The sequence below is a fragment of the Corallococcus llansteffanensis genome (assembly GCF_003612055.1).
GTDB classification, from domain to species: domain Bacteria; phylum Myxococcota; class Myxococcia; order Myxococcales; family Myxococcaceae; genus Corallococcus; species Corallococcus llansteffanensis.
On sequence record NZ_RAWB01000592.1, the window covers coordinates 1 to 6,035 of the forward strand.

Consider the following 6,035-nt stretch of genomic DNA (forward strand, 5'->3'; position numbering starts at 1 on the left):
GCCCTCCTGGCGCCCGCCCCAACCCCACTGCGTCCGCCCAACCGGGGCAACTTCAAGTTTTGATCGCACCCGAACGGAACGCCCTCTACAATCTGCAGATGCCCACCATCAATCCGTACATCAACTTCAATGGGAACGCCGAAGAGGCGTTCACGTTCTACAGATCCATCTTCGGCGGGGAGTTCGGGAAGATTACCCGCTTCAAGGACATCGCGGGCCCGCATTTCCACGTGGCGGAGCATGAGGCGGAGAAGATCCTGCGCATCACGTTGCCCATCGGGAACACCATGCTGATCGCCAATGACGTGCCGGAGGCGATGGGAAGGGTCAATGAACAGGAAAATCGGTCGAAGATCGCCGTCACCGCGGAAAGCCGCGATGAGGCCGAGAGGCTCGTCAACGGTCTCTCTGCCGGAGGAGAAGTGGAAATGCCCTTGGGCGAAAGCCCCTGGGGTTCCTTCTTCGCCATGTTCAGGGACAAGTACGGCATCGAGTGGACGGTGGAGTGTGCGTCCAAAGCGTAATCAAGCCCCCGGGTATAAGGAGCGCACCCCCGTTTGGACTGGGCCGGGCTGCTGCGCAAGAGGTTTGAGACCGCCGGAGCAGGCCCCTATCGTCGCGTATCTCGAACGGAGGACACCATGGGACTCTTGACCTTCAGCATCAACGTCACCCTGGACGGCTGCGTCGACCACCAGGAGGGAATCGCCGACGACGAGACACACGCCTTCTTCACCCGCCTCATGGACGAGGGCGGGGCGATGCTGTGGGGCCGCGTCACCTACGAGATGATGGAGAGCTACTGGCCGGCGGTCGCCCGCGGCGACGAGGAGGCGCCGCCGGCGATACGCGAGTGGGCGGTCAAGCTGGAGGCCAAGCCGAAGTACGTGGTGTCGTCGACGCGAAAGGACTTCCCGTGGACCCACAGCCACCACATCGCTGGCGACCTGCGCACGGGCGTGCAGAAGCTCAAGGACGCGACCCCGGCCGGCGTGCTCCTCGGTAGCGGCAAGCTCGCGACCGAGCTGGACCGGCTGGATCTGATCGACGAGTACAAGTTCCTCGTCCACCCCAGGATCGCCGGCCACGGCCCGACCCTGTACCAGAGCGGGCTGCCCAGCACGCGACGGCTCGAGCTGGTCTCGGCGAAGCCGCTCCGCAGCGGCGCGGTCGCCATGCACTACCGGCGCGCGCGCTGACTCTGTACCGCACCGGATTGATGAGACACCAGGTGGGTCGTGATCAGGCCGCTTGCTTCTGCATCAGTTCCCGCCGGGCCTGACTCGGCGAGAGGAAGTGGTGACGCTCCAGCAACCCGTGCTCGTTGTACCGGCTCGTCATCCACCCGGTGGCGCTGGGAAGCGGGCTCCGGCTGTTCCCGGTGCGCGAGAAGCCGATGAACCTGCGCCTGGTCAGCACCCCGCGGTTCGAGAAGGGCACCGTCGCGCACGTCTACCAGCCCGAGTGATTCAGGTCGCGCGCTTCAGCGCGTCCAGGTCCGCGCCCCGGATGGCGTCGAGGTTGCGGGTGAGCTTCTTGGCGTCCCAGTCCCACCAGCGGATCGCGAGGAGCTCGGCGATGACGTGCTCGGGGAAGCGGCGGCGGATCTCCCGCGCCGGGTTGCCGCCCACGATCGCGTAAGGGGCCACGTTCGCGGTCACCACGGATTGGGCGGCCACGATCGCCCCATCGCCAATGCGCACGCCCGGCATGATTGTGGCCTCCTGACCGATCCAGACGTCGTTGCCCACGACCGTGTCGCCCCGGAACCCGGCCCGGATCGTGGCCAGGTCGAAGCCCTGCTCCCAGCCCCGCCCGAAGATGTTGAACGGGTAGGTCGAGAACCCCGTCATGGCGTGGTTGGCGCCATTCATGATGAACGTCGTGCCGGTAGCGATCGCGCAGAAGCGCCCGATGACGAGCCGGTCGCCAATGAAGTCGTAATGGTGCTGGACGCAGCGCTCGACGAAGCCTTCGGGCCCACGCGGGTCGTCGTAATAGGTGTAGTCGCCCACCTCGATGTTGGGCTGCTTCACGAAGGCCTTGAGGAAGCCGACGCGGGGCTGGCCCGGCATGGGATGCGGGTCGAGCGGATGGGGTCCGGTCGTCATGGTGCCTCGGGAACAACTGTTTTCAACGACAGGGATGCTGTCGGGTTATGGCGCGGCTTTATTCGAGGTGGCGGGGCGTGGGAGGGCGAAAACGGGCGTATAACAAACGCCCTTGTAGACAAAGGAGTCCGGGTCGCAATCCTTCGGATCGACCGGTGACTTCATCCAGCATCCGCCATGGATGGCGACCTGGGCCTTGCCGGGGCAGCGGCCGTTGGCATCGGGTCGTCGCTGTCCCGGAAAGGGCTTGGGTGGCATGTCCACCCCAATGGTCGACCACGCGGACGGTTCCCGGGTGGGCGCCACCGGGGTTGTCATCACCGAGTCCCCGACGGCCACGGTGCCGCCATCCTCCGCACCCATGCGCAGGGAAGTCGGCTCCTTCGCGGAAGCCGCTCCGGGATGCACGCGCAGCATCCCCCCGGCGCCCAGCATGAGCGCGCCTCCCACGCTGCCTGCCACGAGCCATGGGCGCCAGCGAGGCCTGGTGCCTCGAGGCAAGACAGGTCGGGAGTCGGCCCATGTCCTCAAGGGGGGAGACACCTCCGCGATGAAGAGCGGCGCATCCGCCTCCGGCCCCGCCTTCCTCGCGGTCTGCTCCAGCGCCTCCGCCAGTTCGCGGGCACCGCCGCGCGCCTCGGGGCGCACGGAAAGCATCCGAGACACGAGCCCGCTCAGCTCCGGGCAGCAGCGGACGTTGAGCGCTCGCGGAGGCCGAGGGCCCGCGCCCTCCAGACTCCAGACAGGGCACTCCGGGTCCTTCGGTGCCGCCGCCGGAGGGTACTCGCCGGTCACCAGCCTGTACGCGGTCACCCCCAGCGCGAAGACATCATCCGCCGTCCCAGGGGCATAGGGCACGGCCGATTCGAGGAGGGGGAAGCGCACGGAGCGCCACGCCTCGGGCGAGCGGTAGGGCGGGGTCCCGGGAGGAAAGGGCGGTGACGTCAGCGGAGCGGCGCCCACGAAGTGCCCGGAGCCGAAGTCGGTGAGGAAGGCCCGTCCCTCCGCGGCGCTCACGAGGACGTTGTCGCCCTTCACGTCCCGGTGGATGCCGCCCACGGCATGCGTGGCCTCCAGGGCCCGAGCGAGCTCGGCGAGGACGTGGAGCACCTGCCGGGAGGAGGGGCGCTGCCTCCGCGCCCACGCATACAGCGACACGCCCTCCACGTACTCCATGGCGAGGAAGGGGTGGGGCGGGCCCCCTGGCGGCAGCCAGTGTCCATGGCCCAGCAGGCGCGGGACGTGGGGGTGACGGAGGCGGGAGAGCAGCTCCACCTCGCGCGCGAAGCGCTCGTCTCCCGGGTACAGGGCCAGCTTGAGCGCCACAGGTCCGGGGTGCCCCTCGGCGAAGGCGCGGTAGACGGCGCCGTAGGCTCCCCCTCCCCGCCGCTCCATGACTCGCCAGTGCCCCACTTTCGTGCCCGGGGGGAGGCGTGCTGGATTCAGGTGAGCAGACGCCATGCCGTGTCTCGCGAGGGGGGAAGGGGCAGCCCGGCGAGCCTACCGACGGCATGGGCATGTGTCAGCGCCATCTTCCGGGCAGGCAGGGGGCCCGGCGCGTCATGGAGCGGGCTTGGGGATGGCTGTAGGAAACACAGCGGCCCGCCCCGAAAGCCCGGGGTGGGCTGCCGCATCTACAGAACGAGAGGTGTTCCCTCGGCGCCTTTGCGGCTACCAGCAGACGCCGTCGCGGTCCGCGCAGTAGGCGACGCAGGACGAGGCATAGACGCCAAGGATCTCGGTGCCGTCGCAGCAGTAGCACATGATCCAGGCAGCGCTCTTCTCAGCCGCATCGGTGGGACCGCACGTCGCCTCGCACTCGGCGGCGGAACCGGTACACGTGGTGCCGTCGGCGCACGCAGCGTACACCTCTCCGTCGGGCGTGCCGCCACACCCAGCCAACAGTCCCGCTGCCATCAGCCCCGCGATGATTGCCATTCGCATGTGTGTATCTCCCAGGTGAGTGCTGCCCGGCCACCATATGCCAGGGTGTCTCCCCGCCAGGAAAGAAGTGGTCCCGGGTCACAAGCACCTCATGCACTGACGGTTGCAACCCGTGGCTCGACCTTCGCGATCCGCGCGGCGGGCGGCGGCCAATGTTCAATCCGGCGACGGCCGACTCGTCCGTTCTGCGTGAGCGCGTCGAGGCGTGGTGGTGGCTCGGCCGGCAGGCCCCCTCCTGGGTTCCGCCGACGACGGACGCCGGGCCTCGGCTGATTGCTGGTGTCGACGTAAACACACGTGTCATCCTGGCTTCCTTTGAAATCGACGGAAGCAAGTGGGGAATCGCCATCAAGGGTGCCGCTGGCACCGAGCTACTCAGGGTCCCCGTCGTCGCATCCTCCGACTGTGACTCCGGCGAACTGCGAGGTCGCTTCGCTGGGCCCGATATCCTCTTCGGGCAGAGGCCGCCGGAACAGCGTATCGTCTTCGACAGACACGGGGCGCGTTGCTAAACGACGGAGCGCGATTCTCGATCGGCCTGGAGAGCAGGCGGGCGCCAGCGCCTGTGGCAATTGAAGTGCCGGGCCACCTACGCCCGTCCCCAGGAGCCCGTCCTCTACGAGGACGAGATGGATGTGCACCTCAACCCCAAAATCGGGCCCGATTGGATGCTGCCCGGACAGCGGCGAGAGGTGGTGACGCCGGGCAATAACCGGAAGCAGTACGTGGCCGGGGCCCTGGATGCGCGCACCGGCAGACTGACGTGGGTGAAAGGGCAGAGGAAGACGAGTGCGCTCTTCATCGACCTGGTGCGAGCGGTGGCGGCGGCCTATCCCAAGGCGAAGCGTCTGCACTTCATTCTGGACAACGCTGCCACCCACTCCAGCAAGGTGACCCAGAAGGCGCTCGCGGCACTGGACGGGCGCGTCGTGCTGCACTTCCTGCCGCCGTACTGCCCCGAGGGAAACCGGATTGAGCGGTGTGGTGGGACGTCCTGCCAACGTCACCCGTAACCATCGCTGCAAGAAAATGGAGGCCTTGATGGGCGAGGTGGACACCTACCTGGAGGCTCGGAATGCTCAGGCCACTCCCAGTCCCGTGCTGCGCGCCGTCACCACACGACGCGCAGCCTGAGACCTATCGAGAATCGCGCTCCGTCGTTTAGTGGCAGTACCCAGCGTAGCCGCCGCTCGAATCTTGCGCGATCTGATTGGCCTCAGCCCAGCACAAGGCTTGAGCGGTCACATTGGCCTGCCTAGGTGTGTTGGGGAACATGCAGATCGGATAATATCCCGGAAGAGAGCCGGGAGGACAAACCGGAGTCTCAGCCGGGTCCGCGCTCGTGCCCCAGACTTTCTGCCCAGCGCCAGAGTAAATCGTCAAGGCGCCATCATCCCCCAACTGAAGATAGGCGGCGGTGTCCACGACAGGGGCGCTTGTATTGGAGGCCCAGCGCCAGGTGGCGGGATTGGCGATGTTCCCATAGACGACAAAGTTACGATCCTCCTGCATGACCGCGCCCGTGCCACCGAAAACATTGGTAGCCCAGATCACGGCATTGTTAGTGACGCGATACACGACCAGGTTCCCGTCGCTGGCCTGCATGACGAGCTTGTATTTCCCATTCGAGGAATAGAGCTGCTGGCCAGCCATCAGGGCTTGATTGGCCTGGAGTGTTTGGGCATTTGCTTGCATGGGAATGATCGCCATCACCAGGGCAAACATGGTTACAATGAGATTCTTCATTTGCGATTTCCTCTGCCTTTGGGGCAAGGGGCGACATGAGGGGGGCGGCGTGTCTCGTGCCCATTGCGTGGGCTGAGCGGGACCCGCTGGATTAATGAGCCGACGAGACGAAGAATGATGCAGAGATTCTAGACGTCCAGTGCTTCCAGGGGGTTAGCCATCCCATGTCGCTCAAGGAAGTCCGCGAGAACGCTGTGACGCAACGCATAGGAGGGATGGGGCCCTGTTGAGGGG

8 protein-coding genes are annotated in these 6,035 nt (G+C 66.3%); 4 read left to right on the forward strand and 4 right to left on the reverse strand.

The window, feature by feature from the left end:
• The 3 genes from D7V93_RS35910 to D7V93_RS45415 form a co-directional block, all read left to right on the forward strand.
• Positions 1-524, forward strand: a 524-nt coding sequence (locus tag D7V93_RS35910; RefSeq protein ID WP_244237709.1) for a VOC family protein, incomplete at its 5' end; no start/stop codon positions are given.
• A gap of 117 nt (positions 525-641) precedes the next feature.
• Positions 642-1,199 carry a dihydrofolate reductase family protein gene (locus D7V93_RS35915; protein WP_120647650.1) on the forward strand — a complete coding sequence of 186 codons (558 nt, stop codon included), beginning with the start codon at positions 642-644 and terminating at the stop codon, positions 1,197-1,199.
• A gap of 125 nt (positions 1,200-1,324) precedes the next feature.
• Complete coding sequence (locus D7V93_RS45415; protein WP_158623231.1) at positions 1,325-1,468, forward strand: dihydrofolate reductase family protein; 144 nt, start codon at positions 1,325-1,327, stop codon at positions 1,466-1,468.
• A gap of 1 nt (position 1,469) precedes the next feature.
• Here the strand turns inward: D7V93_RS45415 and D7V93_RS35920 are convergent, their stop codons facing one another.
• The 3 genes from D7V93_RS35920 to D7V93_RS35930 all read right to left on the reverse strand — a co-directional run bounded on the left by D7V93_RS35920 (position 1,470) and on the right by D7V93_RS35930 (position 4,055).
• Positions 1,470-2,111, reverse strand: coding sequence for a CatB-related O-acetyltransferase (locus tag D7V93_RS35920; protein ID WP_120647651.1), 642 nt, complete (start codon positions 2,109-2,111; stop codon positions 1,470-1,472).
• A 45-nt stretch (positions 2,112-2,156) separates the two neighbouring features.
• Positions 2,157-3,506 (reverse strand): serine/threonine-protein kinase, encoded by a 1,350-nt coding sequence (locus tag D7V93_RS35925; RefSeq protein WP_120647652.1) that lies wholly within the window; start codon positions 3,504-3,506, stop codon positions 2,157-2,159.
• 276 nt (positions 3,507-3,782) lie between these two features.
• Positions 3,783-4,055, reverse strand: coding sequence for a hypothetical protein (locus D7V93_RS35930; RefSeq protein WP_120647653.1), 273 nt, complete (start codon positions 4,053-4,055; stop codon positions 3,783-3,785).
• A 572-nt stretch (positions 4,056-4,627) separates the two neighbouring features.
• On the opposite strand from D7V93_RS35930, the gene D7V93_RS35935 reads away from it, so the two are divergent.
• Positions 4,628-5,068, forward strand: a complete 441-nt coding sequence (locus tag D7V93_RS35935) for an IS630 family transposase (RefSeq protein WP_120647654.1) — start codon at positions 4,628-4,630, stop codon at positions 5,066-5,068.
• A gap of 148 nt (positions 5,069-5,216) precedes the next feature.
• Here D7V93_RS35935 and D7V93_RS35940 read toward each other — a convergent pair whose 3' ends face one another.
• On the reverse strand, positions 5,217-5,801 hold the full coding sequence (locus tag D7V93_RS35940; protein ID WP_120647655.1) for a hypothetical protein: 585 nt from the start codon (positions 5,799-5,801) through the stop codon (positions 5,217-5,219).
• Between the last annotated feature and the right edge of the window lie 234 nt (positions 5,802-6,035).

Bases quoted from the DNA above. Each gene is read 5' to 3' on its own strand.
- D7V93_RS35915 (WP_120647650.1), top strand. From the start codon at position 642: ATGGGACTCTTGACCTTCAGCATCAACGTCACCCTGGACGGCTGCGTC.
- D7V93_RS35920 (WP_120647651.1), bottom strand. From the start codon at position 2,111: ATGACGACCGGACCCCATCCGCTCGACCCGCATCCCATGCCGGGCCAG.
- D7V93_RS35925 (WP_120647652.1), bottom strand. From the start codon at position 3,506: ATGGAGCGGCGGGGAGGGGGAGCCTACGGCGCCGTCTACCGCGCCTTC.
- D7V93_RS35930 (WP_120647653.1), bottom strand. From the start codon at position 4,055: ATGCGAATGGCAATCATCGCGGGGCTGATGGCAGCGGGACTGTTGGCT.
- D7V93_RS35940 (WP_120647655.1), bottom strand. From the start codon at position 5,801: ATGAAGAATCTCATTGTAACCATGTTTGCCCTGGTGATGGCGATCATT.